Source organism: Microbacterium kunmingense, assembly GCF_023155745.1.
Lineage (GTDB): Bacteria > Actinomycetota > Actinomycetes > Actinomycetales > Microbacteriaceae > Microbacterium > Microbacterium kunmingense.
Genome location: NZ_JAKNUS010000016.1, coordinates 19,512 through 44,549, shown reverse-complemented (window position 1 = coordinate 44,549; position 25,038 = coordinate 19,512). Strand labels below are relative to the sequence as shown.

Below are 25,038 nucleotides of genomic sequence, written 5' to 3'. Positions count from 1 at the left end.
GCTAGTCTGTGGCGCCGGCATCCCCGCGACGCACCCAGGCGTCGACCTCGCTCGTCTGGAACTTCCAAAGTCGGCCGACCTTGTGCGCGGGCATCCCCTTGTCGGAGATCCAGGCGTAGATCGTGTCTTTGGTCACGCCCAAGTGCTCAGCGATGTCGTCGGCAGAGAGCCACGGCTCGGACATTCACGCCCCCCTGCGGATTGAGCCGGATGTTTCCGGGTATGACCGATCCTATCCAGAGCGGCCAGATTCTGAGTCGTTGCCATTCGCCCGTGTCGTGCCCTCGCCGTCGATCGCGTCGAGCAGCTCCTCGAGCTGAATGTGGAGCACGTCGTAGGCCTGCATGTAGAACATCTGGTCCATGGCTGGTCCCGGCGTGTCGTCGAGGTCGGCGATGAGGTCGCGCGCCTCGCGGATCGCGGTCTGGAGCCGGGTCTCGATTCCCGGCAGGCTCTGAATCCAGGCGTCGATCACGCTGAACGGGATCGGGGCGAAGCCGTGGGCGTCGACGCCGACATGAAACTGGTGACCGTTCGGGCCGTGGTCGCGCGCATGCGTGTGGCCGTGGAGCAGCGGGATGCCGTCGTCCCAGCGCGGGCGATGCGAGGTGTGTCGATCCTGTTCCTGGCTGTCACCGCCGTACGGGTAGTGCGAGGCAATGATCCTGTACCCGTGGCGCGTCCCTTCGATCACCTCTGGGAGGATCTCCCACCCCGCCGCCTCGTACATGGGCGTGTATCTCTCGATCGCCCGCTTCGACTGGGTTGCGGGTGAGACGCGATCGTGGTTGCCGGGCACGAGGAATCGGCGACCGTGCAGTCCCGCGGTCAGGGGCAGTGACTCGGCGATCGGCCCGAGCGCGAGGTCGCCGAGATGCAGCACGACGTCGTTGGGGTCGACGGCTTCGTTCCAGTGGCGGATCAGCTCGGCATCCATCTCCTCGACCGTGCTGAACGGACGGTTGGCGAGCTAACTGATGCGGGCGTGGCTGAAGTGGGTGTCGGAGGTGACGAAGTCGACCTGGTCGAAGCCGAACGTCGGATAGTCACGCACCGCGAACCTCATCGTCGCCGCTCGTGTCGAACGCGCGGAGCAGCAGCCGTTCCATGTCGCTCATCGGCTCAGGGGGGAGGTCTCTCGCTTCGTCGCGGAGCCGGTCCAGCGTCTCTTCGACAAGTCGACGATGCTGGTCGCGCCAGAGTCGGATGTCCGGATCCCGCAGCAGACCAGAATCCGCGCTCCCCTCGTACTCGAGTAGCAGTTCGGTGTCGATAGCAGACGCCACCACGCGCGCGTCGACGACCGCGGACGGTCGCAGGATCGACAGATGAGTGACGGCATTCGAGCCGGACACTCCGACAAGGAATCGCTGGATGACGCCGTACTCGGTGGTCTCGGTTTGGTCATGGGTGACCGTGATGCAGCGGTCACCGATCACGGTCTCTCGCACGTGTCCTCCTTGATCCGAACCGACCAATCTACTCGGCTTCGGTCTGATCCGCCTCGGCCGTCGCGTCGATGCGTCCGGGCCTGACGATGTCGTCGTATCCGGGGATGAACGAGATCGTTCCGAGCCTGGTCCAGTAGCTGATCAGCCAGCGCTGCAGGAGGTCGAGTTGTTCGTGGCGTTCGAGGAGCGCGCGTCCCGGATCAGCGATCGCGGCATCCCAATCGTCGATCTCGAAGACGGCGCTCATCAGCTCTGCGCAAGTCGGTCCCGTGCCATGTTCATCCCACCAGGCCAAGGTCAGCAGGCCGGCGTGGTTCGCGGTCGCTGCGCCTCCCGGTTCTTCGATCGTTCCCAGGAGCGCGCCGAAGTAAGGATCCTCCACGGCGGTCGCGAACGACTCATAGTGGTCCTCGCCAACGCTCATAGAGGAAGGATGCCACACCGATTAGGCATCCGCGGGGCATGGGTAGGCCGTGCGGACTATCGCCCGGCTGGCGTCGGCTCCCACTGGATCGTGAAGGTCCCCGCTGCGCGAGCATCTGCTTCGGCCTCGAGCCGTAGCGCGTAATCCCATGTCGGGTGCACCGCGCGTTGGTAGATCCTGACCCGCTCGGGCGTGACCTCATCCGTTCGCCGGACGAGACCCAACTGCTTGAGGCGCTTCAGCAGGGCGTGGATCGTGCTGGTCGACAATCCCGTCGCGGCCGCGACCGAGGGCGTGGAGAACTTCCCGTCAGAAGACCGGGCAATCTCGGCCATGAGCGCGAGCATGTGGTTGCTCCCGAAGGCAAGCTTCGAAAGCTCCTCGCTCTGTTCGCTCGGCACGGTGTCCACCGCCTCATTTTCGCACGAGGCACTCAGCGCAGCAGGAGCATCGCGGGGCGTGGTCCGACGGCGTGGCGCGTGTTGTGTATCTGACGCACCCAGCGTAAATGTCACATTCACTACCCGCACCATTCGGCGTACGAGAAATCTCAACACGAAGCGTTCGGACCGCGTGTCGAAGCGAGGAAACGCGGGAGGCCTTCGTACGTTAACGAGTCAAGAATTATGACTCTGCACTCGCAATTCGTAGGAGGTCGCGTGTCCAAGCCAGCCCCGAAGTACACGCTCCGATTCGGGGGGAGTGAACTCGAGCGAGGTGAGCTCGCGGATCTCGACGCGCGTCACGTCTTCGACGCTGACCCGCGGCGAACATTTCGTTGGCACCGAGGTCAGCGGCACTACCCAGGGCGATACTGGTCTGCCACGACCGGCGGTTTCGTCGGGTACGAGAGTCGCCTCGAACTCGCGGCCCTGCTGCTGGAGGACTTCGACGATCGCGTGGTTCGCATCGCTTCGCAGCCGTTTGAGCTGATCGCGGACCGAGACGGGGCCGAGCGGAGTTACGTGCCCGACTACATGGTCGAGCACGGCGACCAACGCTTCACGGTGATCGAGGTCAAGCCGAAGCGCCGACTGAAGGACCCTGAGATCGCGGCTGCGCTCCAGTGGGCAGGCGACATCATCCAATCGCGCGGATGGGGATACCGGATCGTCAGCGAACCGGACCCGGCTTACCTCTCCAACGTCCGTTTCCTGGCCGGGTACCGACGGCTTTGGCAGTTCCCACAGCGTGACGTCGAAACCGCGGAGACCTCGATCGGCGCGGCGCCCACCCTGGGCGCGGCCATGCGGAGCGCGGGCGCCGCGTTGGGCGACATGCCCTATGCGCGAGCGGTCGTGCTTCACCTGATCTGGCGCCGCGCGATCCTCTGCGACCTCACGTCCGCCCTGGCCAACGACACTGCACTGGAGGCACCATGAGCCACACCTTCGACATCCGCGTCGGCAGCACTGTCTCATTCGACGGCTGTCTCTGCACCGTGATCGAACTCGCAGGTGACGCCGTCGTGCTGGTCGACGGCGCGAAGAAGACCCGACGAGTGCGACTCGTCGAACTGCTTCGCGATGCGATCGATGCGTTCGGATTGCCTGCCGAGGAGGCCGCGCTCACACCCCTCGCTCTCGTCTGGGCGGACGCGACCGATGCGCAGCGTGACGAGGCACGTCGAAAGGCGGAGCACGTACGAGAGATGCGCACCGGTTTCGTGTCCGGGATGCCGACACTCGCTCAGTCGCACGAGCCTCGACCGGAGTACAACCCGAAGCTCACCACTATCCACGAGCGCCGACGTACCAAGGCCGTAGAGCTTGGAGTCAGCCCGAAGACGCTGAAGCGCTGGGACGCTCGCTTCGACGAAGGCGAAGATCTCGCGCTGCTCGACTTCCGCAAGACCGTGTGGACCCCGGCGCTTTCCGGACTCGACCCCCGCTGGGTCGACATATGCCGACGCGTCGTCGAGGAGAACGTTCGAGGCGCCAAGCGCAGCGTCACGACCACGCTCGCGATCGTCTTGGCCAGGGTCAAGCGGGAGTACCCGGACGAGGACGTGCGGATCCCGTCCGACTCCACGGCTCGCGATGCGGTCGCCGAGCTCACACGCGGCAAGGGCACCTTCGGCGCCAGCATGCGGGCGCAGCGATCGATCAACACGCGGCCGCCCGTGCCCTATGGCCGACTGGTCGCGACGAGACCCGGTGAGTACGTCGTGCTCGACACCACACCGCTCAACGTCTTCGGCGTCGCGTCCGTCACCGGCAAGTGGATGCGCGCCGAGCTGACCGTCGCCCTCGACCTCTACGACAGGTCCATCCTCGGGCTCCGGCTTGCCCCTGTCTCCACGAAGGCGGTGGATGTTGCGGGCGTGCTGATGGAGGCGCTTTCGCCGCGCGAGATGCCAGCCGAATGGGGTGACCGCGCCACCTGGCCGTTCCACGGCGTGCCGGAGAACATCGTCATCGACGTCGAGAACCTGAAGGCGCTGCGATTCCGTCGACCCGGCATCCTTCCCGACACGATCATCATCGATCACGGCAAGCCGTTCATGTCGATCCATGTCGCCAGCGTGTGCCAGCGGCTCGGGATCTCCATCCAGCCCGCACACGTCTACACCGGCACCGACAAGGCCTGGGTCGAGCGTTGGTTTCGCACGATCGACGAGATGCTGCAGGAGCTGCCCGGCTACAAGGGCAAAGACATCGCATCCCGCGGCGAGGCGCCCGAGAGCGAGGCGGTCTACACGATCCCGCAGCTTGAGCAGATTATCCGTGAATGGATCGCCACGGTCTACCACCTTCGCCCGCACGGCGGACTCGTCGACTCGCAACTGCCTGCAGCCAAGATGAGCCCCGCGCAGAAGTTCGAGCAGGGGATCGCGGTGGCTGGTCGCATTCGCGTCCCGTCGAACCCCAACCTGCTCCTCGAGATGCTCCCCGTTGTGAAGCGCAAGTTCAACCACTACGGCGTCGAGATCAGCACGCTCCGCTACAACGGCGACATCGTGGGCAAGTACTACGACCGGTCGCGCGCGATGGCGAAGGACAAGCGGAAGTGGCAATTCTCCGTCAACCCCGACGACTTCTCACAGATCTACTTCAACGACCCCGACGACAACTCCTGGCACGTGCTGCGCTGGGAGCACGCGCCGAAAGTGCCGGTGCCATTCAGCCTCGACGCCCTCGAGTACGCCAAGGGCATCGCCCTCGACCGCCGCAACGGGGTCAATGTGTCCGAAGCGCTCGGCCAGCTGCTCGAGCGGTGGGGTGCCGGACGCGCGAGCACGCCCGCGGAGAAGCGAATCAGTGCGCGGCTTGCCGCTCAACTCGCCGAGACTGCGGAGGGGCCGGACGCTCCCTTCTTCCCGCACATCGCTCGGCAGATTGCGGAACAGGTGGCCGGACCGGATCTGAGCGATGAGCTCGGGCTGGTGCCGCTCGCGTCTACTGGCGGCGACCCTGAGGATGACCCGCTGGCACTCAGTGCCACGGAGCTCATGGACGAGGACCTCGACGACTTCGACCTGCTGGAGGACCTGTGATCCTTCCACTCGAGCGTGACGAACTCCTCTCGCGGTGGGAGGGGTGGCGGCACTTCGCAGAAGGGCCGGCACTTGAGAAGCCCGAGCACCTGTCCGCGAAGCAGATCCAGAGACTCGGAGAGGATGAGCGCGTCGCCTACGACTACCACCGCGAGCGGTACCACGCGAACTTCCTCGTGACGACGCCGCAGGTCAAGCGGCTCAATGTGCGCTTGTGGGACCTCCTCGACGCAAACCAGCAGGGCCCGTCGCGCGTCAAGGGTGCCGCGGTCATCGATTCCCCTCCGGGGCTGGGCAAGACCACGGCGGTCGACGCATTCGGGCGGGCGTTTCACCGCCGTCAGATCATGAGGCACGGGAGCGAGTTCGATGACGGGCAGACGCTTCACATCCCCGTGTGCCACGTGGCGTTCAAGGGACGCACGACGACGCGGGCACTGAACGAGGCCATCCTGAACTTCTACAACCATCCCTCCGCCGACGCGGCGCGGACCCGGGACCTGCGAAACCGCAACCTCGCCACCCTCGCTGCGGAATCGGTCCGCCGGCACGGAACCCGCCTGATCATCGTCGACGACGTCCACTTCCTGAAGATCCACACGGACGAGGGCGTCGCGCTGGCCAACGAGCTGAAGTGGCTCGCCAACGAGTACCCCGCCACCTTTCTGTTCACCGGCGTCAACATGACCGCCACGGGACTGCTCAGCGAGAGCAAGACGACAAAGCAACTTGCCATGTCGCAGATTGCTCGACGCTGGACGCGGCTGGAACTCCCAGCGTTTGCGCATCCGATCGGAGAGCACCGGAAGACCTGGCTCTCGCTCCTCGGCACGATCGAGACGCACCTCGTGCTGGCCAACGCGCGACCTCGGATGCTTCGGGAGCAGGCGGACTACCTCTACGAACGGTCGACCGGCATGATCGGGTCGCTCTTCAAGCTGATCACCCTCGGAGCCGTGCATGCGATGCGAGACGGTACCGAAGAGCTGACCAGAGAGGTTCTCGACGAGATCGAGATCGACGTCGCAGCCGAAGACGCTCGCGAGATCGTCGCGAAGGAGCTCGAGGAGAAGAAGCGCGGTGCCGCCAAGCGGAGCAAGTCGCAGGCCGTCGCATGACGCAGCCGGGTGCCTCATGGCGTCGCGGTGAGGCCAGCGCATGAGCCTGCGTCGCTTGCCGCATATCGCGATGCCGCTCCCGGATGAACCTCTCGACTCTTGGGTCGAGTTCATGGCACACAGCTACGGAGCAACCGTCGGAGAGATGGCGCGTGCACTGGGGTTGATCGACGCGGACGGAGTGCCCCGCGCAGGCCCCCAGTCTGCCCGGGCGTGGTCGACCGCACTTGAGCCGCAGCAGCTCCTCAACCTGGAACGCACGACCGGCCGGCCGGGCGACGAGTTCCTCGCGATGACCCGCACCACATTCGCAGCGAACGCCATTCGCCTCACCCCGCAGGGTCGGATCAGCGCGTCCTGCCCGAGCACCGGCGTGGCTGCGCGGTACTGCCCCGAGTGTCTCGCCGACTCAGGGGGACGATGGCGCTTGTCGTGGCAGTTCCCGTTCGGCTTCGCGTGCCTGCGCCACAGGCGGCTCCTCGTCGACGTGTGCCCGCAGTGCGGTCAGCCTCCGCGGCTCATCGGGCACCCGCTCACGCTCGTACCTGAGCCGGGGCATTGCCACAACCGGCCCGCAACTGGGGCACCCGATATCCGTGCGCGTTGTGGTGCGGCCCTCACCTCGAGCTCGGAGTTCGCAGCTGCGGAGTCCGAGACGCGCGAAGCGCAGCGCAGGATCTTGAGGGTCGTGGCCACTGGCATCGGCGAGTTCGGAATCTACGCAGACGCCCGACCGAGCACCATCCAGGTTCTCTCCGACATGCTGCTGCTGTCTCGCACCGGACGGCAGGCGCTCGTCGATGGCGAGCGATTCGAATGGATGCCGGCAAGCCTGACCGATGCCGGCCAGATCACGTCGCACCGGCGCAACGGCCGAGTCGGTCTGCGGCCCAGCACAGCCAGGGAGGTCGCGCTCGGCAACACCATCGCGTTCGAAGCGCTACAGGAAGGCGAACGGATCACCGACCTGCTGCGCGGACGCGTCAGCGTCCACACGGCGCTCGACCACTACTCGCCACCGCTGCGCGACCATGTCAGTCGCGCGCTCGGCCGGACTCGACGGCCCACCGCCACCCTCCAGGCGATGAAGGTGTCAGCAACGAACCCGGAAGCTCGCGCTGCGAAACTTCCCGCCGTGCTCTGGCCCGAATGGACTGCCCGACTCGCACCGCGACGGCTGGACGCTGAGATCGCCGGCGGAGCGCTGGCAGCTGCAGTGGTCTTCGTCGGCACGCGCCTCACTCACGGCGCGGCCATCAAGCTCCTCGACCCGGTCGCTCAGAGCCGCCAGGTCAGTCACGTCATGCGCTCTCTCGGCCGCAACGCACCGGAGGCCGAGACCATCCGCGCGATCGCTCGGCTCGCTGCGCTCCTCGATGAGACATCGACGCCGATCGACTTCGCACGCCGGCGGGTCGTCGACTACTCCGGCATCCTGCCCCGCGGCGGGTGGCACGAGATCTGCCGGACGGCCAACGTGCTGCCGGGCGGAGATCGGCGGTGGCAGGCTGCTCGCGCGCACGTCTACGCCCTGCTCAGCGGCAATCGCGTGGCGCGGGCGCCCTTCTCTCGGGAGGTGGGCTTCCCCTCGTTCGCTGAAGTTTGCTCGTTTCGCGAAGGACTCCCGGAGACCGTGTCCCGTGCGCTCAACGACACGGCGGCCGCATTCCTGGAGGCGCGGCGCATCGATGAGCCAGTGTCGTGGATGCCGAACCTCGAGCTCGCCGGTGTGATCGTGGATGTCGCCACGTCAGGCGGGGGCGAATGGCCGCAAGCTCGCCCTGCACGTGCCGCGGTGAAGTCGACCCGCGCCGTTGCGGCGTACTCCGCGGGACGCTCTGTCCGCGAGATTGCCGTTGAACACGGCGTCGCACGTCAGACAGTCAGCCGCGTACTCGAGGACGCCGGCGTCGAGGCCCACCGTGGTCGACCGAGGGCTGACATCGATGTGGATTGGCTTCGGCGGCGCTACGTCGACGAGCGCCACACCATCCCCGAGATCGCCGCCGAAGTCGGCGTGACGATGACCACGATCAACCGCCACCTCGAGGCCGCCGGAATCCTGCGCCGAGCCCGCGGCAGCGCGAGTAGAGCGAGCGCGATCCGGGTCGACCCACGCGCCGGCGACTCGCCGCTACTGCGCCGGATCCTTCTCGGTCAGGACGCCACACAGCGCGCCGAACGATTCCTTATCGTTACTCGTCACGCCACGATGACCGCCGCCGCGACCGAGCTCGGAGTGACACTCAGCATCCTCGCGAACCAGATACGGCGGATCGGGGTGGATGCCGGTGGCCCGCTGATCGAGCGCGCGTTCCGAGGTCAGCCACTTGCCCTCACCAAGCTTGGCGCCGAAGTGTCCCGCGAGCTGAAGCGGGCCTTCGAAGTCAGCGAAGCCGAAGATCCGGCACGTCTTGCGGAAGGACCTCAGTGAGCTCAACACCAAGCGCCTGCGACATCGCGAGCAGAGTGCGGATCGTCGGGTTTGCCGGTGTGCCTGGCTTCGACTCGCCCTTCTCATACTTCTGGTACGTGTAGCGGGTCAGGCCGGACCGGTACGCAACGTCTTCTTGGCTGAGTCCGCGCTCGTGGCGGAGCCGTTGAAGGTTCGTGGCGAGCTGGCCGGCGTAGTCGCTCCAGGCCGCATCCTCGGGTCTGGTCCGCTTCGCCACCGATCCAGCGTTCCCGCGAACCTGTGTCGGTATGGCCTAATCTGTATGGCATTCCTGCTGGAGGGTGTCGATACTTGGTTTAGGCGCCTGTCCCATCAACGTCGATGAAGCCAACAAGATCCAAGCTGCCCTCTCGCACCAGGACAACCGTGTCGACGTAGCGGCGGGAGGCAGGGAACGTGCGAGCTTGCACGACTAGTTCGTTCGCGAGCTCGATGACGCCGGAGTCGCCAAGAACGTGGACGCCTCCCACGTGTTCGACGAGGAACCCCGAGCGCAACGCCTGCGTTGAGAGAGCTTGATTGAGGGTCCTCGGTAGCTCGTCGCCGACGTCGATCCGGCGGTATGGGTTCACTCGAAGGGGCCGGTCGCGCGTTGCAAGCATGTTCAGCACGCTGACCTCGTCGCCAATCTGGATAAGAAGCCGGTAGTTCGCGTTGCCTAGAACATCAAACGCCTCACCTGGCCGGAATTCGTCTGACGGGATGTCTTGTCCGACCACTTGGCGGAGCGACTCGTCGAGTGAGGCCGGTTCACTGAACTCGGTGATGATGTTTTCCGTGAACCCATTCGGACGGCGTTCCACGTGCGTGGTGGCGCGGATGAAGTCCGGGATGGGTGACTCACCATAGTTGACCAGGTGAACGGAGGATCGCGTCACGTGGCGTGAGTACGGTGCCAGCGTTTCGAGGATCGCCTCTTGTGCCGAGTCGATCCACCCGTAGCCATCTCCGAATCCCACCTCGCGGGACAGCAAGCCGACCTCGCCAAGTGAGACCGCGAACTGGCCGTTTCCGGCGACGATCGCGGTCGCTGGAGCCGAGTGCACTTGAAGAAGCGGGGAGCCCTCGTCGTAGCGAGCGTCGAACTGCGTCTCGAACACGCCGGCATCACTCGTCGTGAAGAGCCTGTTGCCGTACGCAACGGTGTCGGTGAGGTTGCCCGGCGTCGCCTCGATCGAAGCCTGCCGGAAGTCGGAGGCGTCGATCTCGACTATGACCTCGGCGGTCGTTGTGAGCGGCGCAACGAACTCGCGCTTCACTGATGGGATGGCGAGTAGATCCTGAAACTCGTGAGAGGACTTCCGTTCGCTTCGGAACACAAGGTGGTCGGCCAAGACAGCGTGGTGATGATCCCGCGCTTGCTCGACTCGCCTCCAAAGGGTGTGGATCGGGACGTAGAAGAGCTGCCCATGGCGGTCCCAAACGAGAAGATTTTCTCTATATAGCCAGGCGTCCTCCCATAGCCCGGGAATCCGCAAAGTGAGGCGACGGATGTCCATCACATCACCTGCTTGCGCAACTTCTTCGCGAGCGCATGTGACACCAAACCGCTGGCCTCCCAGTCCGCAATGACATCGGCCGGCGCGGTCTTGGTCGTTCCGGGGCTCCCCTTTCCAACTGGGTGACCGTGCCAATCGGCAGATCCTGCTTGCGGCGGCAAGAATCTGGCGAGAACCTCGCCCCTCGTGCCGAACGGCTGTGTAAGGTCAGCGGCTACCGCCCACACCTGCGATGGCGCGGCGACCTTCGCCGACTCCCTGGCCTCGGTGTCGCAAAAGACGTGGCACTCGACCTCATCTGCGATCGCCCAGATCGACTTCGTGTTCGACATCCCGCGGTCTCGATGGTGGGGATGGCTGAAGTAGTTGCGACCGTTGCAGGTCGTGAATCGCGAGCCAGGCGGATTGCTGAGGCGCAGGTGGGTCATGCCAAATCAGTACTCCTCGAGGAAGGACGCCATGCCCGCATCCAGTTCATGGAGGCTATCAGCCTGACATGCAGCCACGCGGGTGAGAGCTAGCCGCTGCACCCCTGCGATCTCAGCCATCATCAGAGTGTGGATGGAGATGAGGAACGGCTTCAGGTAGTGGCGGCTGCAGCGCGCGAGGTACTGGTTCGATCGAGATCGCACGTCGAGCGCACACTCAAGGGCCTCGCGAACCAAATGCTTGCGGCCGAGTCAGCAACGGCATATGCCCAGGACTTGGACGCGGCATCGAACAAGCTTCACCATCGGGCCTTCGACGAGCGAGTTGAGTACGTGGAGACGACCAGCAACGCCCTCAGATCACATCTGCGCGGCCTCGAGATCGTGATGGATGCCGACACGCTCTACACGCTCCCGGCCACGCTCATAGCTCGCGGAATCGCCGAAGTCGCAGCTGCTTGCAGCTGGATGCTCGCCGACGTCAACGCCGACGAACGCGCCGCGCGCGGCTACGCCTCGCTCTTTCGAGGGCTAGAGAATCTCATCGCCACATCCGGGGCGCAGGTCGCTGAGCGCGCGACTCGAATCCGCGAGATGCTGATTGTCGAGCTTGCGGATCAGCACGTGCGTGTCCAGCGCCGCGAGAAGCGGGGGAAGACCCAAGACGACATCGCTGTCGTCACGGTCGGCCGCTCCCACGCCAAGACGAACTATCAATATTCGCAGCGCGTCTTCAGCGAGATTCCGGCCGTTGGTGCTCTCTACTCGTCACTTTCCGCGGTCGCCCATGGGGACTCCACCCACCTTTCCGTTTCGTGGGATGCGCCCGACATTTACGTACTGGGTCGGTGCCGAGCACGAGCCGTTCGTCGATCAACTTCATCTCGCGGAGTTGATCAATTCGATGGATCCGGAGCATCTGGCCGAGTTTCGGGCTGAAGAAGTGGTATCCGATACAAACCCCAGTGGGGCTGACTGAGGTCAGGAGCGTGCCGACTCTGCCAGACAGCCGTGGACCGTAACGCGGCAAGAGCATCGGCATCACCCTCGGGATGTTGCTGTCGCAAGTGATCGGGTATGGGATAGGCCCATCTAGGGTGGTCATCAGTGATCGGGTCCGAACGTCGGATGCTCGAGAATTTGGGGAACGACGGGGATGACCATGCGTGCTCTCGCAGCCAGCCTTCTTATCGCGATGACGCTGTCGCTCGCGGCGTGTAGCGGGTCGGAATCCGAGGCATTACCGTCCGACGAGGCGCGGATGCCAGCGTCGTCCGCGGACCTCGAGGGTGAGCTGTACACGGATGTGGTCGAAACACTCGAGGCGGCTGGGTTTACGAGTATCGAAACCAACGCGCTTGGTGACCTCATCACTGGCTGGCTGAACAAGCCCGAGGAGGTCGACGAGGTCGAGATCGGCGGCGTGGCATCGTTCGAGAAGGGCGAGGTCTTTCAGCGCGATGTCAAGATCGTGGTCAACTACCATTCCTTCCCCGACGAAGCGGAGCCTTCACCCGAAGCCTCGGATCAGGAAGACCCCGAGACCGCGACGGTCGATCTGCCGTATTGGTGCGAGGATGGCGGTGGATTCGCCAACGCAGCTCCGATCGAGCTCCGTTATACGCAGGGAAACATCCCGGTCACCATCACAGTGGAAGCACCGACTGTGCTTCCGGAGGGAAGCAATCCCCAGGCGAACGCGGCGTTCACGGTAACGATCGCAAACCTGTCTGAGGATCGAACCTGGGATCCGACTTTGTTTGCCCTGGCAGTTCCGGCGACCGACATGGACACTTCGGTGATCAATTACGGCGAATGGCCAACCGGCTACGGTGCTGAGGACGTCGCGCCCGGCGAATCGCTCACCTTCACGGACGAGTGGAACGTCGCCGACCTCGACGACGTCCGGTACGAGTTGCGCGTCGATGGGCTTGCTGGCGACACGGTCTGCTTCGCGAGGTAACCAGCGGAGTGCTACGTGTTCTCGTTGGTCGAGAGCGCCGGACCGCATAGCCGCCTCCGCGGACAAGTCGTGGCACGATTGCGCGCTCGGATCGCGGACATTTCGCCCCGGCCACCCGCGGACTATCGCGAACAACTCGGACATCTCTGAGCGGTTCCTACACAACTCTCGGGCGCCGTCCTTCTGCGCGACGGACCGCCAGGGTGAAGGTTCTCGATAGGAGCTGCAATTTCCACCGGCGGCGGGCGGACGGGCTATTCGTTTTGTCCGATGGGTCGTGTGTACCGGCATCTCGGGCTGTTCGTTGCGGCCACGTCGCCGGCATGTCCGACCAGCTTGACGACTACATCACCCGGCCAGGGCTGGGACGTCGGTTTGATGGGTGGTGGCGGGGCGCCACCAGGCGGGCGCTCAACCTTCAAGCCGACGGGACGCGCGGTCAGCGTGTCTGCCGGGGATGGTGAGGAGGGCGACGGAGCCGATCACGATGGCGGTGCCGGTCCAGCCGAGCACGCTCTGGGTCTCCTGCAAGAGCCCGACGGACAGGACGATCCCGAAGACGGGCACGAGGATCGTCCATGTTGTGAGGATGTCGAGCCGGGACCGCTGCGTCTCGGCGTACCAGGCGACGGTGGTCGCGGCGGTGCCGGCCAGGGACATCCACAGCAGGGAGAGCACGAATCCCGGCGTCCATTCAATGACCGGCGGACCTTCGACGATCGCGGCGGCGACGAGGAGGATCCCGCCGCCGAGCAGCAGCTGCACGGTGGCGACGAGGAACGGGTCGGCGCGCACGGCGCGGCTGATGAGGGTGCCGGCGGTGACGGCGGCGGCGGCGGTGAGGGACAGCCATGCCCCGGTCCCGGCGCCGGCGGGCAGCACGATGAGCAGGAGTCCGGCGAGCCCGGTGAGCATCGCGGCCACCGATCGCAGGGAGGGACGTTCGCGGTAGAGCCACCAGGCGGGCAGCAGGATGAGGACGGGCTGGACGTTGGCCAGCACGGACGCGACGCCCGTTGTCAGGCCGATGGTGCCGCCGAACATGGCGGCGTAGGCGATGGCGACGTTCACGACGCCGAGCACGCCGATCAGCGTCCAACTGCGTACCTCGCGGGGGACGGGCGCGCGGCGGATGACAGTGAGGATCAGCAGAGCGGCACCGGCGACGAGGGCGCGCAGTGCTGCGAGCCACAGCAGCGGCGCATCTTGCAGCCCGACGCTGATCGCGACGAAGCAGGACCCCCACGCGAAGGTGATCCCCAGCATCCGCCACGGGCTCGGCGCCCGCCGTCCGGTGCCGGCCGCGGTGGGGGTGCTCATGCGTCGTCGTCGGGGGGCGGGTTCGTGTGGTCGTGACGGGTCTGTTCACGGTGTCGTCCGTGGCCTCCGTGTCCGCGGTGGCTGAACAGGTGCAGTAGGGCGATCACGATGATGCCGGCGTAGGGGGCGGCCGCGGCGAGGTGGGTCCAGTGGTCGATGACCAGGTAGATGACGATCCCGGCGACGGCAAGCGCGATGATCCCCCAGATCCACACGCGTCCAGGGCGGGGCGGTCCGGCGTGCGGGGTGGTCATGACCGCTCCGCGGCGAGGAAGTCGTGTCTCATGCCGAGGGTGTTGTCGGTGAGACGGATGGAGGCGGCGGGGTCGGTGACGGTGCCGGTGAGGGCACGGATCGCGTCGATGGTCTCGGGGACGACGATCGCCTCGTTGCACACCTGGTAGGTGAGGTATGCCTCGTCGCCGTCGACGGTGACGAGCTTTTCCCAGACCGCGACTTCCCACATGTCCCCGCGGGGTCGGCCGAAGTCGCGCATCAGCTCGACCGTGGAGTTGAGGGCGACGAGCCCGTCGGACATGCGGATGAACGCGATGCGGGGGGCGGCGCGCAACGCGTCGAGGATCGGGTCGCGTGAGGCGCGGCGGGTCAGCTGCAGGGTCCAGTAGTGGTTGTGGGTATGCGTGTGCGCGCCCTTCGCGGCGATCGTGACCACGTCCAGGCCGGGAATCACGGTGCGCGCGTCCGGACCCTGGTGGGAGGGAATGACCGGTTCGGGAACCATCGTGTTCATGATGCCGCCGAGGTGCGATTCCCACGGGTCGGGGTGAGGCGGGCGGCGGATCTGATGCGCCAGTCGGTGATGATGTCCGCGACGCCAGTCAACTGCATGTCGGGTTGGGCGTGGACGGCGTCGGCGACCCTCTTGCCGATCACGCCGTATCCGTTGACGCCGACTTTGATCCTGTCCCATCTCCCTTTCCCCTTTTCATGGTGTTCTCGAGGCCGCGCACGGGTTAGTGGCGGGGCCGGCGGCGCCGCAGAGTCCACAGCAGGTAGCCGCCGAGCGCGCCGATCGTGCCGGTCCCGGCGCCGATCAGGACGCCTTCCCGGGAGCGCCATTTCGTGTTCCCGCCGACGAGGGTGCCGATCCCGCCGATCAGCGCGGCGGCGATCATTCCCGCGACGACACGGTTGCCGACGCGTTCGGCGCGCCCGACGAGAGGTTCCAGCTCCGTCGCGCGCAGGTGCACCTCGAACCCGCCGTCTTCGAGGAGATGCCGGAGCCGGCTCAGGGTGGCGGGCAGCTCGGTGAGCAGTGCCCCGGTGTCGGCTCCCGCGCGCGCCCATCGCCGGGCCAGAGCCGGCAGGGACAGCTGGGCGCGGGTGAGCTGCTCAGCGTAGGGCTGCAGGGCGTCGAGCATCTGGAAGTCCGGATCCAGCCGCGCCGCGGTCCCTTCGGCCATCATCAGCACTTTGAACAGCAGCGCCGTCTCCTGCGGAAGGTGCAGCTGGTGCTGCTGCAGGATGCCGAGCAGCTGCTGGAGCATGATTGCGAGGCTGATCTCCGACAGCGAACGGCCCCGGTAGCGGGCCGTGAACGCGGTGATCGCCTGCCGCAGCCCTGCCCGGTCGACGACGTCGGCGGTCCGGGAGAGTTCTATCAGGGCGGTGGTGAGGGCGTCCGGGTCGTCGCGGGTGAAGGCGAGCACGATGCCGGCGAGGCCGTCCGTGGTCTGTTCGGTGAGCTCCCCGACCATCCCGAAGTCGATCAGCGCGAGCGCGCCGTCGGGCTGCACGAACATGTTCCCGGGATGGGGGTCGGCATGGAAGAACCGGTTGTCGAACACCATCGTGAGCACGATGTCGGCACCCAGCCGCGCGAGTGCGACCCGGTCGATGCCGGCGGCGTCCAGGCCCTCCAGGTCGTCGATCCGCACCCCGCTCATCCGCTCCAGGGTCAGCACGCGCGAGGTCGTGGTCTCCCCGTGCACGCGGGGAATCCGCACCCGCGCCGCGTGGGCGAACTCCTGCGCGAACCGTTCGGCGTTGCGGGCCTCCTGCAGGTAGTCCAGCTCGGCACGCAGCGTGCGGGAGAACTCCTCCACCAGCCCGGGCAGGTCGTACTGCCGGATGGCATCCCAGCGCCGGTCGGCGCGGTCGGCGAGGTTGCGGAGAATGTCCAGGTCTTCATGCACCTGCGCGACCACGCCGGGCCGGCGCACCTTCACGACGACCTCGGTGCCGTCGTGAAGAGTTGCCGCGTACGCCTGCCCGATGGACGCCGCCGCCAGCGGCACCGGGTCGAACTGGGCGAACACGTGCTCTGGGTCGGCGCCGAGCTCTTCACGGAGCACGTCCCGAATGCCCTCCCACGGTGCCGCGGCGACGTCGTCCTGCAGTTTGGCGAACTCGGCGACCCATGCCGCGGGGAGCAGATCGTGCCGGGTGGAGAGGATCTGGCCCAGTTTCACGAACGTCGGCCCGAGCTCCTCCAACGCGACCCGCACATGCTCCGGGTTCGTGTAGGGGTCCTCCTGCCGGGCGTGTCCGAGGGCGCCGCGGTGGAACGGCACCAAGCCGCCCAGGCCCAGCACGCCGGCCAGGACGCCGAGTCCGTGCCGGCGCAGCACGGCCCCGATCTGCCGGTACCGGCTACCCCCCGCGCCCATCAGCTCACGCCCCTCTCAGCTGGCCCGTCGGCCGATGCTCGTTCCAGGATGAGTTCGACGCGCACGTCCGGGGCGAGCGCGGGGACGGTGACGACGGGGAAACCCAGCTCCTCATACACCTGCCCGAGCAGGTCGTGGATGCGCCGCTGCGCGGCGGGGTCCTCGGTGCGCGCGTAGTCGGGCGCCAGCGGGAGCAGGTCCAGCAGGAACACCGTCGCGTACCGGGTGGCGGCCAGCGCGCCCAGCAGGGCGGTGTCGGGCTCGAGGTTGAGGAAGCGGTAATAGGCGAGCGAGTCCGGCAGGGCACGGTCCAGGAACACCGTCTGTTGCGGGTCGAGGGAGTGCTCCTGCTCGATCTGCATGTCTACGACCGCGCGCTGGAACTCGCTCTGCCGTGCCCGCACCTCCGCAGTGCTGCGCCCGGTGATCCGTTGCAGGTCGATGTAGTGCCGGGCGTGCTCGATCGTGGTCGTGTATCCGCGGTCGCGCAGCAGGTTGACCGTGGTGGTCTTGCCCGAGCTGGGACCGCCCGTCACGACGTGCCAACGGGTGGGCTGTGCGGGCCGCGGCTCCTGGATGCCGGTCATGACCTCACCCTACACCCTGTACCCCTACAGGGTATGGTAGATTGTAGGTGGAGGTACGAGATGGCACACGGATACGTGGATGACAAGCAGGCGCTGCTGGCGCGGTTGCGTCGTGCGGAGGGTCAGGTGCGCGGGATCGCGCGGATGGTCGATGAGGACGTGTACTGCATCGACATCCTCACCCAGGTCTCCGCGGTGACGAAGGCGCTGGAGTCGGTCGCGCTGACCCTGCTCGAGGATCACCTCGGGCACTGCGTCGCCCAGGCGACCGCCGAGGGTGGCCCCGTCGCGGAGGAGAAGCTGCGTGAGGCGAACGCCGCGATCGCGCGGCTGGTCCGCTCCTAAACATTCGTCCCCACAAACATTCATTCAATGCTCGCGAAAGGAGCACATCATGACCGGACACGGATTCCAGGACCTCGGACTGCAGGCGACTAGCGGCGGCGGTTGCGCGTGTTGCAGCCCGACCACGCACGGCACCGCGGCGAAGGCCGAGGCTGCACCGCCGGCTCAGCCTGGGGTGGGTGGCGTGTCGGCGCAGTTCCTGGTGGAAGGGATGACCTGCTCGCATTGCGTGCGCAGTGTGACCGAGGAGGTCTCCGCCATCGACGGCGTCTCCGGCGTCGAGGTCGATCTGCACGCGGGCGGCGTCTCGACGGTGACCGTGTCCAGCACCGCCCCGGTGGACGCTGCCCGCGTGAGGGAGGCGGTCGAGGAGGCCGGCTACAGCCTCGCCTCAGTGTCATGACCACGACGACGACGGATGTTGATCTCGACATCACCGGGATGACCTGCGCGTCGTGCGCGACCCGGGTGGAGCGGAAGCTGAATAAACTGCCGGGGGTGGCGGCGACGGTCAATTTCGCCACCGAGAAAGCCCGCGTGCACGCCGAGTCCCCGGTGCCGCTGGAGGAGCTGATCTCGGCGGTCGAGCAGGCCGGGTACGGGGCCTCCGTCCCCGCCCCACCGGCCACCGAAGCCCCCGATGAACAGGCCACGGTGCCGCGGGATGCGGAGTTGGTGTCGTTGCGGCAGCGGCTGATCGTCTCGACGGTCCTGGCGGTGCCGGTGGCGGTGTTGTCGATGATCCCGGTGCTGCAGTTCACCTACTGGCAGTGGCTGACCCTGACCCTTGCGGCGCCGGTGGTGGTGTGGGGGGCGTGGCCGTTCCACCGTGCCGCGGCGATCAACGCCCGCCACGGTGCGGCGACGATGGACACCCTGATCAGCCTCGGCGTGCTGGCCGCGTTCGGCTGGTCCCTCTACGCCCTGTTCTTCGGCGGTGCCGGGATGCCCGGGATGCGGATGAGCGTGACCTTCGTCGGCACCCCGCAGTCCGGCGGCCACGAGGTGTATCTGGAGGTCGCCGCCCTGGTGACGGTGTTCATCCTCCTCGGCCGCTACCTGGAGACCCGCGCGAAGCGGCAATCCGGGGAGGCTCTGCGCGCCCTGCTGGAGCTGGGTGCGAAAGACGCCGTCGTCCTCCGCACAGGTAGCGAACAGCGCGTCCCCGTCGCCCAGCTGGTGCCCGGCGACATCGTGGTGGTGCGGCCCGGGGAGAAGATCCCCGCCGACGGTGTCGTCACCGAGGGTGTCTCCGCGGTGGACGAGTCGATGCTGACCGGCGAGTCCGTCCCCGTCGAAGTCGCCCCCGGCTCGAAGGTGGTCGGAGCGACCGTGAACACCGGCGGCCGACTGCTGGTAGAGCTCACCCGGGTCGGCGCGGACACGGAGCTGGCCCGGATGGCCAGGCTGGTGGAGGAGGCGCAGACCGGGAAGGCGCAGGTGCAGCGCCTCGCCGACCGGGTCTCCGCGATCTTCGTCCCCATCGTCATCGCCCTCGCCATCGTCGCGTTCACGGTGTGGCTGCTGGTCGGCGCCTCCCCGGAGGTCGCGTTCACCGCCGCGGTGACGACGCTGATCATCGCGTGCCCCTGCGCGCTCGGGCTCGCGACCCCGACCGCGCTGCTGGTCGGCACCGGGCGAGGCGCGCAGCTGGGCATCCTCATCCGCGGACCGCAGGTGCTGGAGCAGACCCGCCGCATCGACACCGTGGTGCTGGACAAGACCGGCACCATCACCGCCGGCACCATGACCGTGACCGCCACCCACCCCGCCGCAGGGACCGACGAGACGGAGCTGGTGCAGGTCGCCGGGGCGCTCGAGCACGGCTCCGAACACCCCATCGGCCGCGCCATCACCAACGCGGCCAGCGGCCCGCTCGCGGCAGTGGAATCGTTCGCCGCGGTGGCCGGGCAGGGCGTGCAGGGCATCGTCGACGGCCGCCTGGTCGCCGCCGGCCGCGCCTCCTGGATCACCACCCAATGGGCGCTCCCCATCCCCGCCGAGCTCGCCGACACCATCGCGGCGGACGAGGCGGCGGGAGCGACGGTCACGGTGGTGGCGTGGGACGGGCAGGTGCGCGGGGCGATCAGCGTCGCCGACACCATCAAACCCACCAGCCGTGAGGCGGTCACCCGGCTCCGAGAGCTCGGGTTGACCCCGATCCTGCTCACCGGCGACAACCCCGGCGCCGCCCGCGCGATCGCCAACCAGGCCGGGATCGAGGACGTCCGCGCCGGGGTCACCCCACAGGGCAAGCTCGACACCATCCGCGACCTGCAGGCCGCGGGCCGGGTGGTCGCGATGGTCGGCGACGGCGTCAACGACGCCGCAGCCCTCGCCGCCGCCGACCTCGGGATCGCGATGGGCACCGGCACCGACGCGGCCATCACCGCCGCGGACCTGACCATCGTCTCCGGCGACCTGATGCTGGTCCCGGACGCGATCCGGCTGGCCCGCCGCACCCTGGGCACGATCAAGGGGAACCTTTTCTGGGCGTTCGCGTACAACGTCGCCGCGATCCCGGTCGCGATGCTCGCCCTGCTCAACCCCATCCTCGCCGCCGCGGCAATGGCGTTCAGCAGCGTGTTCGTCGTCACCAACAGCCTCCGCCTGCGCCGCTTCCGCCCCCTGCCCACCCCGACCCGTGCCGGCGCCCCCGCCACCCGAGAGCCCGCGCCCGTCCAGGCCTAACCATCGCTCGAGAAGGAGACACACCATGTCCCACGACCACGACCACTCCGGGCACGACCACACGCACGGGCACGACCATGGAGGACACGAGCATGGTGCGCACGAGCATCACCATCACGAGCCGCCGGCGGGGGCGACGAACCTGGTGACCTGTCCGGTGATGCCCGGCAACCAGGTCGACCCGGCCTGGGCCGAGCAGCGCGGCCTGTTCCGCGACTACCAGGGCAGCCGGTACTGGTTCTGCTGCGCCGAGTGCGGGCCGCTGTTCGACGCCGACCCGGCCCGCTACGCGCACGCCGCCTGACCGGCCAGATAACCCGGTCGGAGATAGAGGGTGGACACGGCGGTCGGGCTGGTGCAGGCGTACCTGCGGGTCAACGGCTACTTCACCGTCGCCGAATACCCCGTGCTGGACGCCACCGGTCCCGGCGGTCCCCGCACCATCACCGACCTAGACATCCTCGCCGTACGGCTGCACCGCGCACCGGGAGCGTCCGGGACCGTCGACGCACCGCTGGACCCGGCCCTGGGCGCCGGGGGCGGAGCGGACATGATCCTCGGCGAGGTCAAGGAAGGCCGCCCGCACCCCAACCCGGCGATGCGGGACCCGGCCGTGCTGGAAGCCGCGTTCACCCGGTTCGGGTGCTGCGCCCCGACCGATGCCGCCCGGCTGGTCGCCGAACTGCTGGAAACGGGACGGACGGTGGCGCCGGAAGGGCACACGATCCGCACGGTCGTGTTCGGCAACCCCACCTCCCCGCCCGGGGCGGGGGCGCCGTGGCACACCGTCCCGTTCGCCCGGGTGCTGCGCTACCTCGAAGACCACCTGAGCGCGCACTGGGGCATCCTCGGCCGCACCCAGATCAAGGACGACACCCTCGCCCTGCTGGCCTTGCGGGAGAAGGCCCACCGCGCCGCGACCGGCGCCTCCCGCCAGGGCACGGACCGGTAGGGCGGGTCATGGCGGGGGAGCGTGTGCACACGCAGGGGGAGCCGGTGTGGGTGCGCACCCGTGACGAGCGCGCCCTGTATACGATGGTGCTGCCCGCCCCGGCCGGGACCCCCGGGGCGCCGACGGTGGTGTTCGAGGCGGGATGGGCGGCGACCCGCTCCACCTGGGCGTTGCTGCAGACCCGGGTCGCCGCGTTCACGCGGGCCGTGGTGTATGACCGGGCAGGGCTGGGCCGGTCCGCCCCGGATAGTGCAGGGCGCACCCTGGACCGGATGGCCGACGACCTGAACGATTTGCTGGACGGCCTCGAGCCGAGCAGCGGGTTCGTGCAGGTGGGGCATTCCACGGGCGGCCCGATCGTGCGGCAGGCAGCAGACCGGCCGCCCGGACCGGGAGGCCGGTCTGGTGCTGGTGGATCCGACCGACGAGGCAGCGACCCAGCGGTTCGGTGTGCCGTTCCGGGTCGGGGAGAAGATCGTGATCGCCGTGGAGTGGGTGCTGGCACGGGTGGGGTTGCTGGAGCGGTTCTTCCGGTTCCTCGGGGAGGGGATGCCCGAGGATGTGCGGGCGGATCTTCACCGGGAGGCGTTCCGGCCCGCGGTGGTGGTCACCCAGGGTCGGCAGGCGTGCACGTTCCTCACCGAGCTGCACGCCTGGCGCGGCGACCCGCCGGTGCTGCCCGATGTCCCGGTCACCGTCATCTCCGGCAGTCTCGCGGACGGGATGCCGCGACGGGTCCGGGATGCCGCGACCGCCGCCGGGCGGTATCGGGCCGCACAGTCCCGGCAGGGCCGGCACGTGGTCGCTGCCCGCTCCGGCCACTACATCCCCACCACAGAATCGGACCTGATCGCTGCGGAGATCCGCCGCCTCGTCCTCCCGCCCGTCGGATAGCCCCGGGTTGTCTGGCGGGCATGCCTGGTCAGGCCACGGCAGGGGGGCGTCGCCGCCGGGCGATCGCACCGGTGAGGGCGAGACCACCCAGCCCACCCCATAGGGTGACAGTGGAAACGCCTTGCCCGATGAGGACGGCGGGGGTGAGCCCGGCGCGCAGGTCGGTGTCGGCGATCATCGCCCCGGCCTGTCCGGCGGGCAGACCGGTGAGGGTGCTGCCGTCGGGGCGGATGATCTGGCTGGCGCCGACGGTGGAGACGTTCACCACGGTGCGGCCGGTCTCCACCGCGCGGATTCTGGCGACCGCGAGCTGCTGCAGGTTCTCGTCCGTGCCGCGGAAGTCGGCATTGTTGGTCTGGAACACCAGCAGCTCCGCGCCGGCGGTGACGCTCTCGGCGATGACTTCGTCGTAGATCACGTCGAAGCAGATCGCCAACCCCACCGGCACGTCGCCGACGGTGACCATGGGCAGGTCGGTGCCGTGCGCGTAGTCGCGTTGCAGCAGCCCGACCAGGTCGGGAGCGAGCAGGGTGTAGAACGCCCGGTCGGGCACGTACTCGCCGAACGGCACCGGGTGGCGTTTCGCGTGCGTCTGCACCTGCTCCCGCTGCGGCGTGGCACCGGTGGTGGCCGGGTCCCACAGGAACGACGTGTTGTAGATGTTGCCGCCCGCCGTGGTGGCCGCGTTCGCCAGCAGCGGGGCACCTGCCCGGGTGCTGATGCCGGTGAGATACTCGGCCAGCCACGGGGTCTGGAACGGGTCAGCATCCAGCCCTTCCGGCCACACCACCAGATCCACATCCGCGTCGAGCACCGGGCCGGTCGCGTCCCCCTGCGCCCGGGCGATCGCCCCCACGGTGCGCTGGTCGAAGTACCCGGACGGGCCGTTGCCTTGCACCGCCCCGACCCGCATCGTCCCGGCCGGTGTGGTGGGAAACGCCGGGACCAGGACCAGCATCAGGGTGGTGACGGCGGGTACGGCGGCGGGGAACGGGCGACGCCACCGGCCGGTCCGGATGGTTTCGATCGCGGCGGCGACGGTGAAGACCATCAGGAAGGTGAGCCCGCTCACCCCGACCCAGGACACCGTCTGAACGAGGGGGCTGTCGGCTTGGGTGATCCCGAGCCGCGCCCACGGCAGCCCCCCGTACGGCCAGGCGCCCAGCAGCACCTCCCGGCCCGTCCACAACGCGGCCACCAGGCCCGGCAGCAGGAGCAGGCGTCCGACCGGGCCGGGGGCGGCGCGCGGCACCCACCGGTAGGCGAGTGCCAGCGGGATGATCCCGACCGCGGTCAGGGTCCCTTCCACCACGGTCAGTGCCGCCCACGGCACCGGCCCGAGATACCGGGTCGTCCAGGACACCAGCAGCCCGAAGAACAGCAACCCGAACACCGCCCCGACCGCCACCGCCCCCCACACGCTCCGGCCGATCAGGGCGAGAAGCAGCAGCCCGGTCGCGGCGAACGCGGCCGGCCAGAATCCCACCTCCGGGTAGGCGAGATCCATCAGCACCGCCGCGGCTGCCGCGACCGGCAACGCCATCGCCAACGGCATCACCGCCCGGGCGCGGCGGTTCGGCGGGGTGGGTTGGGGGCGTCCGTGCGGGTCCTGGAGGGTCGTCGGGGTGGCGGTCATGGCCGGTCCGCGATGGTGCGGGCGATTACGGCGGCGTCCCGGGACACCCCGGCGAGGGTGTCCGCTCCGGGGCGGCTGTGGGCGGGGATCCCGGCGACGAACAAGCCCGGCAGCCCGGTCATCGCCGGGCGGGACCGGGCTGCGGTCGCCTCGGCGGGGAGCCAGTCGTCGCCGGGGTCGTACCCGGTGGCGAGGATTACCGAGTCCGGGGCGAGGGTGCTGCCATCGGCGAACGTGACCTGCCCGCCGTCCGCGCCGGTCACCGCCGGGGCGACCGCCACACCCGCGTGACGCAGCGCATGGTAGCTGTCGCCGAACACCGGCTGCACGGCGGGTGGGCGACCCAGCCAGGACGAGCCTGCCCGGGCGTGGACGGGGAAGGTACGGGCGGGTCGGTGCGGCCGTCGGGTGCGGACCGCGAGGGTGACCTCGTGGGAGGCGGACAGCTCTCGCGCCAGCTGCACCCCGCTGTTCCCTCCGCCGACGATCAGCACCCGCCCGGTGGGCACCTGCCGGGGGAACTGGTAGTGGGCACTGTGCAGCACCACCCCGGGCACCCGCAGCTGCTGCGCCCACGCAGGGATGCGGGGGTGGGTGGCGGCGCCGGTCGCGCACACCACGTTGCGGGTCTGCACGTCGCCCTCCGCGGTCTGCAGCTGCAGCACCGACCCGTGACCGCGGCGTTCCACCCCGACCACACGCAACCCCCAGAACGGGTCCACCCCCAGGGTGTGCTGCACCTGGTCCAGGTAGTTCGCGATCTCATCGGCCCGGGGATGCTCGTGCGGGTCCAGCGGCAGCGGCCGGAGCGGAAGCGTGCTGTGGCGGGCGTCGGACAGCAGCCGCATCGAATGCCACCGGGACGCCCAACTGCGTTGCCGGTCCGTGGCGGCGTCGACGACCACGAACTCCTGCTGCGGCCGGAACCCCAACCCGATCAGCGCGGCGGCCACCGCGAGCCCGGCCTGCCCGGCCCCGACGATGATCGCCCGCCGATGCGTCAACCCCGACCGCATCACCACCCCCTCCCCGCACAAGAGGGCCGGGGCGGGAACGGACGGAGGATGATCGCGCCGGCGCCGCGGCGGGACGGGGCCGGACGGGGCCGAGCGGGGCCGGGTGGGCGGCGGTGACCGGCCGCAGCCGTCG

General features: G+C 68.1%; 28 protein-coding genes. 12 read left to right on the top strand and 16 right to left on the bottom strand.

The window, feature by feature from the left end:
• Position 1: 1 nt before the first annotated feature.
• The 5 genes from MA875_RS17015 to MA875_RS16995 all read right to left on the bottom strand — a co-directional run bounded on the left by MA875_RS17015 (position 2) and on the right by MA875_RS16995 (position 2,285).
• On the bottom strand, positions 2-184 hold the full coding sequence (locus MA875_RS17015) for a helix-turn-helix domain-containing protein (RefSeq protein ID WP_248243433.1): 183 nt from the start codon (positions 182-184) through the stop codon (positions 2-4).
• Between the two features lie 48 nt (positions 185-232).
• A complete protein-coding gene (locus MA875_RS17010; RefSeq protein WP_248243432.1) occupies positions 233-937 on the bottom strand; it encodes a hypothetical protein in 705 nt (234 codons plus the stop codon).
• Positions 938-1,046: 109 nt separating this feature from the next.
• Complete coding sequence (locus MA875_RS17005; protein WP_248243431.1) at positions 1,047-1,451, bottom strand: hypothetical protein; 405 nt, start codon at positions 1,449-1,451, stop codon at positions 1,047-1,049.
• A 28-nt stretch (positions 1,452-1,479) separates the two neighbouring features.
• Positions 1,480-1,875, bottom strand: coding sequence for a hypothetical protein (locus MA875_RS17000; protein ID WP_248243430.1), 396 nt, complete (start codon positions 1,873-1,875; stop codon positions 1,480-1,482).
• Positions 1,876-1,931: 56 nt separating this feature from the next.
• Positions 1,932-2,285, bottom strand: a complete 354-nt coding sequence (locus tag MA875_RS16995) for a MarR family transcriptional regulator (protein WP_248243429.1) — start codon at positions 2,283-2,285, stop codon at positions 1,932-1,934.
• 249 nt (positions 2,286-2,534) lie between these two features.
• On the opposite strand from MA875_RS16995, the gene MA875_RS16990 reads away from it, so the two are divergent.
• Genes MA875_RS16990 through MA875_RS16975 form a run of 4 tightly spaced genes read left to right on the top strand, consistent with a single transcriptional unit; the run spans position 2,535 to position 8,923 of the window.
• Entirely contained in the window at positions 2,535-3,257 is a 723-nt protein-coding gene (locus MA875_RS16990) for a TnsA-like heteromeric transposase endonuclease subunit (protein ID WP_248243428.1), read from the top strand.
• On the top strand, positions 3,254-5,371 hold the full coding sequence (locus MA875_RS16985) for a TnsB C-terminal domain-containing protein (protein WP_248243427.1): 2,118 nt from the start codon (positions 3,254-3,256) through the stop codon (positions 5,369-5,371). The genes MA875_RS16990 and MA875_RS16985 overlap by 4 nt, the downstream gene beginning before the upstream one ends.
• Entirely contained in the window at positions 5,368-6,489 is a 1,122-nt protein-coding gene (locus MA875_RS16980) for an AAA family ATPase (RefSeq protein ID WP_248243426.1), read from the top strand. The genes MA875_RS16985 and MA875_RS16980 overlap by 4 nt, the downstream gene beginning before the upstream one ends.
• Before the next feature lie 40 nt (positions 6,490-6,529).
• Positions 6,530-8,923, top strand: coding sequence for a TniQ family protein (locus MA875_RS16975; RefSeq protein WP_308221548.1), 2,394 nt, complete (start codon positions 6,530-6,532; stop codon positions 8,921-8,923).
• Here MA875_RS16975 and MA875_RS17885 read toward each other — a convergent pair.
• From MA875_RS17885 to MA875_RS16960, 3 genes are all read right to left on the bottom strand, one after another.
• A complete protein-coding gene (locus MA875_RS17885; RefSeq protein ID WP_248243424.1) occupies positions 8,877-9,161 on the bottom strand; it encodes a helix-turn-helix domain-containing protein in 285 nt (94 codons plus the stop codon). The genes MA875_RS16975 and MA875_RS17885 overlap by 47 nt on opposite strands.
• A 79-nt stretch (positions 9,162-9,240) precedes the next feature.
• On the bottom strand, positions 9,241-10,443 hold the full coding sequence (locus MA875_RS16965; RefSeq protein ID WP_248243423.1) for a hypothetical protein: 1,203 nt from the start codon (positions 10,441-10,443) through the stop codon (positions 9,241-9,243).
• Positions 10,443-10,871: a hypothetical protein gene (locus MA875_RS16960; protein ID WP_248243422.1), complete on the bottom strand. Its 429-nt coding sequence runs from the start codon at positions 10,869-10,871 to the stop codon at positions 10,443-10,445. Before MA875_RS16960 ends, MA875_RS16965 begins: the two co-directional genes overlap by 1 nt.
• A gap of 129 nt (positions 10,872-11,000) precedes the next feature.
• Here MA875_RS16960 and MA875_RS16955 point away from each other — a divergent pair, with 129 nt between their 5' ends.
• Complete coding sequence (locus MA875_RS16955; RefSeq protein WP_248243421.1) at positions 11,001-11,810, top strand: hypothetical protein; 810 nt, start codon at positions 11,001-11,003, stop codon at positions 11,808-11,810.
• A 217-nt stretch (positions 11,811-12,027) separates the two neighbouring features.
• A complete protein-coding gene (locus MA875_RS16950) occupies positions 12,028-12,834 on the top strand; it encodes a hypothetical protein (protein ID WP_248243420.1) in 807 nt (268 codons plus the stop codon).
• A 411-nt stretch (positions 12,835-13,245) separates the two neighbouring features.
• Here the strand turns inward: MA875_RS16950 and MA875_RS16945 are convergent, their stop codons facing one another.
• From MA875_RS16945 to MA875_RS16920, 6 genes are all read right to left on the bottom strand, one after another.
• Complete coding sequence (locus tag MA875_RS16945) at positions 13,246-14,154, bottom strand: DMT family transporter (protein ID WP_248243419.1); 909 nt, start codon at positions 14,152-14,154, stop codon at positions 13,246-13,248.
• The gene (locus MA875_RS16940; RefSeq protein WP_056518825.1) at positions 14,151-14,408 is read right to left on the bottom strand and encodes a DUF2933 domain-containing protein; all 258 of its coding nucleotides are present in this window, start codon (positions 14,406-14,408) and stop codon (positions 14,151-14,153) included. Before MA875_RS16940 ends, MA875_RS16945 begins: the two co-directional genes overlap by 4 nt.
• Entirely contained in the window at positions 14,405-14,896 is a 492-nt protein-coding gene (locus tag MA875_RS16935) for a hypothetical protein (RefSeq protein ID WP_248243418.1), read from the bottom strand. The genes MA875_RS16940 and MA875_RS16935 overlap by 4 nt, the downstream gene beginning before the upstream one ends.
• 5 nt (positions 14,897-14,901) lie before the next feature.
• Positions 14,902-15,048 (bottom strand): hypothetical protein, encoded by a 147-nt coding sequence (locus tag MA875_RS16930; RefSeq protein ID WP_248243417.1) that lies wholly within the window; start codon positions 15,046-15,048, stop codon positions 14,902-14,904.
• 80 nt (positions 15,049-15,128) lie between these two features.
• Positions 15,129-16,784 (bottom strand): ABC1 kinase family protein, encoded by a 1,656-nt coding sequence (locus MA875_RS16925; protein ID WP_056207406.1) that lies wholly within the window; start codon positions 16,782-16,784, stop codon positions 15,129-15,131.
• The gene (locus tag MA875_RS16920) at positions 16,784-17,371 is read right to left on the bottom strand and encodes an AAA family ATPase (RefSeq protein ID WP_248243416.1); all 588 of its coding nucleotides are present in this window, start codon (positions 17,369-17,371) and stop codon (positions 16,784-16,786) included. Before MA875_RS16920 ends, MA875_RS16925 begins: the two co-directional genes overlap by 1 nt.
• 60 nt (positions 17,372-17,431) lie before the next feature.
• On the opposite strand from MA875_RS16920, the gene MA875_RS16915 reads away from it, so the two are divergent.
• From MA875_RS16915 to MA875_RS16890, 6 genes are all read left to right on the top strand, one after another.
• Entirely contained in the window at positions 17,432-17,716 is a 285-nt protein-coding gene (locus MA875_RS16915) for a metal-sensitive transcriptional regulator (RefSeq protein WP_045246014.1), read from the top strand.
• Between the two features lie 49 nt (positions 17,717-17,765).
• Positions 17,766-18,119 carry a heavy-metal-associated domain-containing protein gene (locus MA875_RS16910; RefSeq protein WP_248243415.1) on the top strand — a complete coding sequence of 118 codons (354 nt, stop codon included), beginning with the start codon at positions 17,766-17,768 and terminating at the stop codon, positions 18,117-18,119.
• Positions 18,116-20,407 (top strand): heavy metal translocating P-type ATPase, encoded by a 2,292-nt coding sequence (locus MA875_RS16905; RefSeq protein ID WP_056518818.1) that lies wholly within the window; start codon positions 18,116-18,118, stop codon positions 20,405-20,407. The genes MA875_RS16910 and MA875_RS16905 overlap by 4 nt, the downstream gene beginning before the upstream one ends.
• A gap of 25 nt (positions 20,408-20,432) precedes the next feature.
• The gene (locus tag MA875_RS16900) at positions 20,433-20,711 is read left to right on the top strand and encodes a YHS domain-containing protein (RefSeq protein WP_005049577.1); all 279 of its coding nucleotides are present in this window, start codon (positions 20,433-20,435) and stop codon (positions 20,709-20,711) included.
• Positions 20,712-20,741: 30 nt separating this feature from the next.
• Positions 20,742-21,359 carry a hypothetical protein gene (locus tag MA875_RS16895; RefSeq protein ID WP_036286071.1) on the top strand — a complete coding sequence of 206 codons (618 nt, stop codon included), beginning with the start codon at positions 20,742-20,744 and terminating at the stop codon, positions 21,357-21,359.
• A gap of 405 nt (positions 21,360-21,764) precedes the next feature.
• Entirely contained in the window at positions 21,765-22,253 is a 489-nt protein-coding gene (locus tag MA875_RS16890; RefSeq protein WP_248243414.1) for an alpha/beta hydrolase, read from the top strand.
• 28 nt (positions 22,254-22,281) lie between these two features.
• On the opposite strand, the gene lnt is transcribed toward MA875_RS16890, so the two are convergent.
• Entirely contained in the window at positions 22,282-23,889 is a 1,608-nt protein-coding gene (gene lnt / locus MA875_RS16885; RefSeq protein ID WP_248243413.1) for an apolipoprotein N-acyltransferase, read from the bottom strand.
• Positions 23,886-24,905 (bottom strand): flavin-containing monooxygenase, encoded by a 1,020-nt coding sequence (locus MA875_RS16880; RefSeq protein ID WP_045245675.1) that lies wholly within the window; start codon positions 24,903-24,905, stop codon positions 23,886-23,888. Before MA875_RS16880 ends, lnt begins: the two co-directional genes overlap by 4 nt.
• Positions 24,906-25,038: the final 133 nt, after the last annotated feature.

Coding starts and splice junctions, on each gene's coding strand:
- MA875_RS16905 (WP_056518818.1), top strand. CDS start 18,116: ATGACCACGACGACGACGGATGTTGATCTCGACATCACCGGGATGACC.
- MA875_RS16945 (WP_248243419.1), bottom strand. CDS start 14,154: ATGAGCACCCCCACCGCGGCCGGCACCGGACGGCGGGCGCCGAGCCCG.
- MA875_RS16975 (WP_308221548.1), top strand. CDS start 6,530: ATGAGCCTGCGTCGCTTGCCGCATATCGCGATGCCGCTCCCGGATGAA.
- MA875_RS16965 (WP_248243423.1), bottom strand. CDS start 10,443: ATGGACATCCGTCGCCTCACTTTGCGGATTCCCGGGCTATGGGAGGAC.
- MA875_RS16960 (WP_248243422.1), bottom strand. CDS start 10,871: ATGACCCACCTGCGCCTCAGCAATCCGCCTGGCTCGCGATTCACGACC.
- lnt (WP_248243413.1), bottom strand. CDS start 23,889: ATGACCGCCACCCCGACGACCCTCCAGGACCCGCACGGACGCCCCCAA.
- MA875_RS17015 (WP_248243433.1), bottom strand. CDS start 184: ATGTCCGAGCCGTGGCTCTCTGCCGACGACATCGCTGAGCACTTGGGC.
- MA875_RS16920 (WP_248243416.1), bottom strand. CDS start 17,371: ATGACCGGCATCCAGGAGCCGCGGCCCGCACAGCCCACCCGTTGGCAC.
- MA875_RS16950 (WP_248243420.1), top strand. CDS start 12,028: ATGACCATGCGTGCTCTCGCAGCCAGCCTTCTTATCGCGATGACGCTG.
- MA875_RS17000 (WP_248243430.1), bottom strand. CDS start 1,875: ATGAGCGTTGGCGAGGACCACTATGAGTCGTTCGCGACCGCCGTGGAG.
- MA875_RS16915 (WP_045246014.1), top strand. CDS start 17,432: ATGGCACACGGATACGTGGATGACAAGCAGGCGCTGCTGGCGCGGTTG.
- MA875_RS16985 (WP_248243427.1), top strand. CDS start 3,254: ATGAGCCACACCTTCGACATCCGCGTCGGCAGCACTGTCTCATTCGAC.
- MA875_RS16900 (WP_005049577.1), top strand. CDS start 20,433: ATGTCCCACGACCACGACCACTCCGGGCACGACCACACGCACGGGCAC.
- MA875_RS16925 (WP_056207406.1), bottom strand. CDS start 16,784: ATGGGCGCGGGGGGTAGCCGGTACCGGCAGATCGGGGCCGTGCTGCGC.
- MA875_RS16935 (WP_248243418.1), bottom strand. CDS start 14,896: ATGGTTCCCGAACCGGTCATTCCCTCCCACCAGGGTCCGGACGCGCGC.
- MA875_RS16940 (WP_056518825.1), bottom strand. CDS start 14,408: ATGACCACCCCGCACGCCGGACCGCCCCGCCCTGGACGCGTGTGGATC.
- MA875_RS16910 (WP_248243415.1), top strand. CDS start 17,766: ATGACCGGACACGGATTCCAGGACCTCGGACTGCAGGCGACTAGCGGC.
- MA875_RS17010 (WP_248243432.1), bottom strand. CDS start 937: ATGGATGCCGAGCTGATCCGCCACTGGAACGAAGCCGTCGACCCCAAC.
- MA875_RS16880 (WP_045245675.1), bottom strand. CDS start 24,905: ATGCGGTCGGGGTTGACGCATCGGCGGGCGATCATCGTCGGGGCCGGG.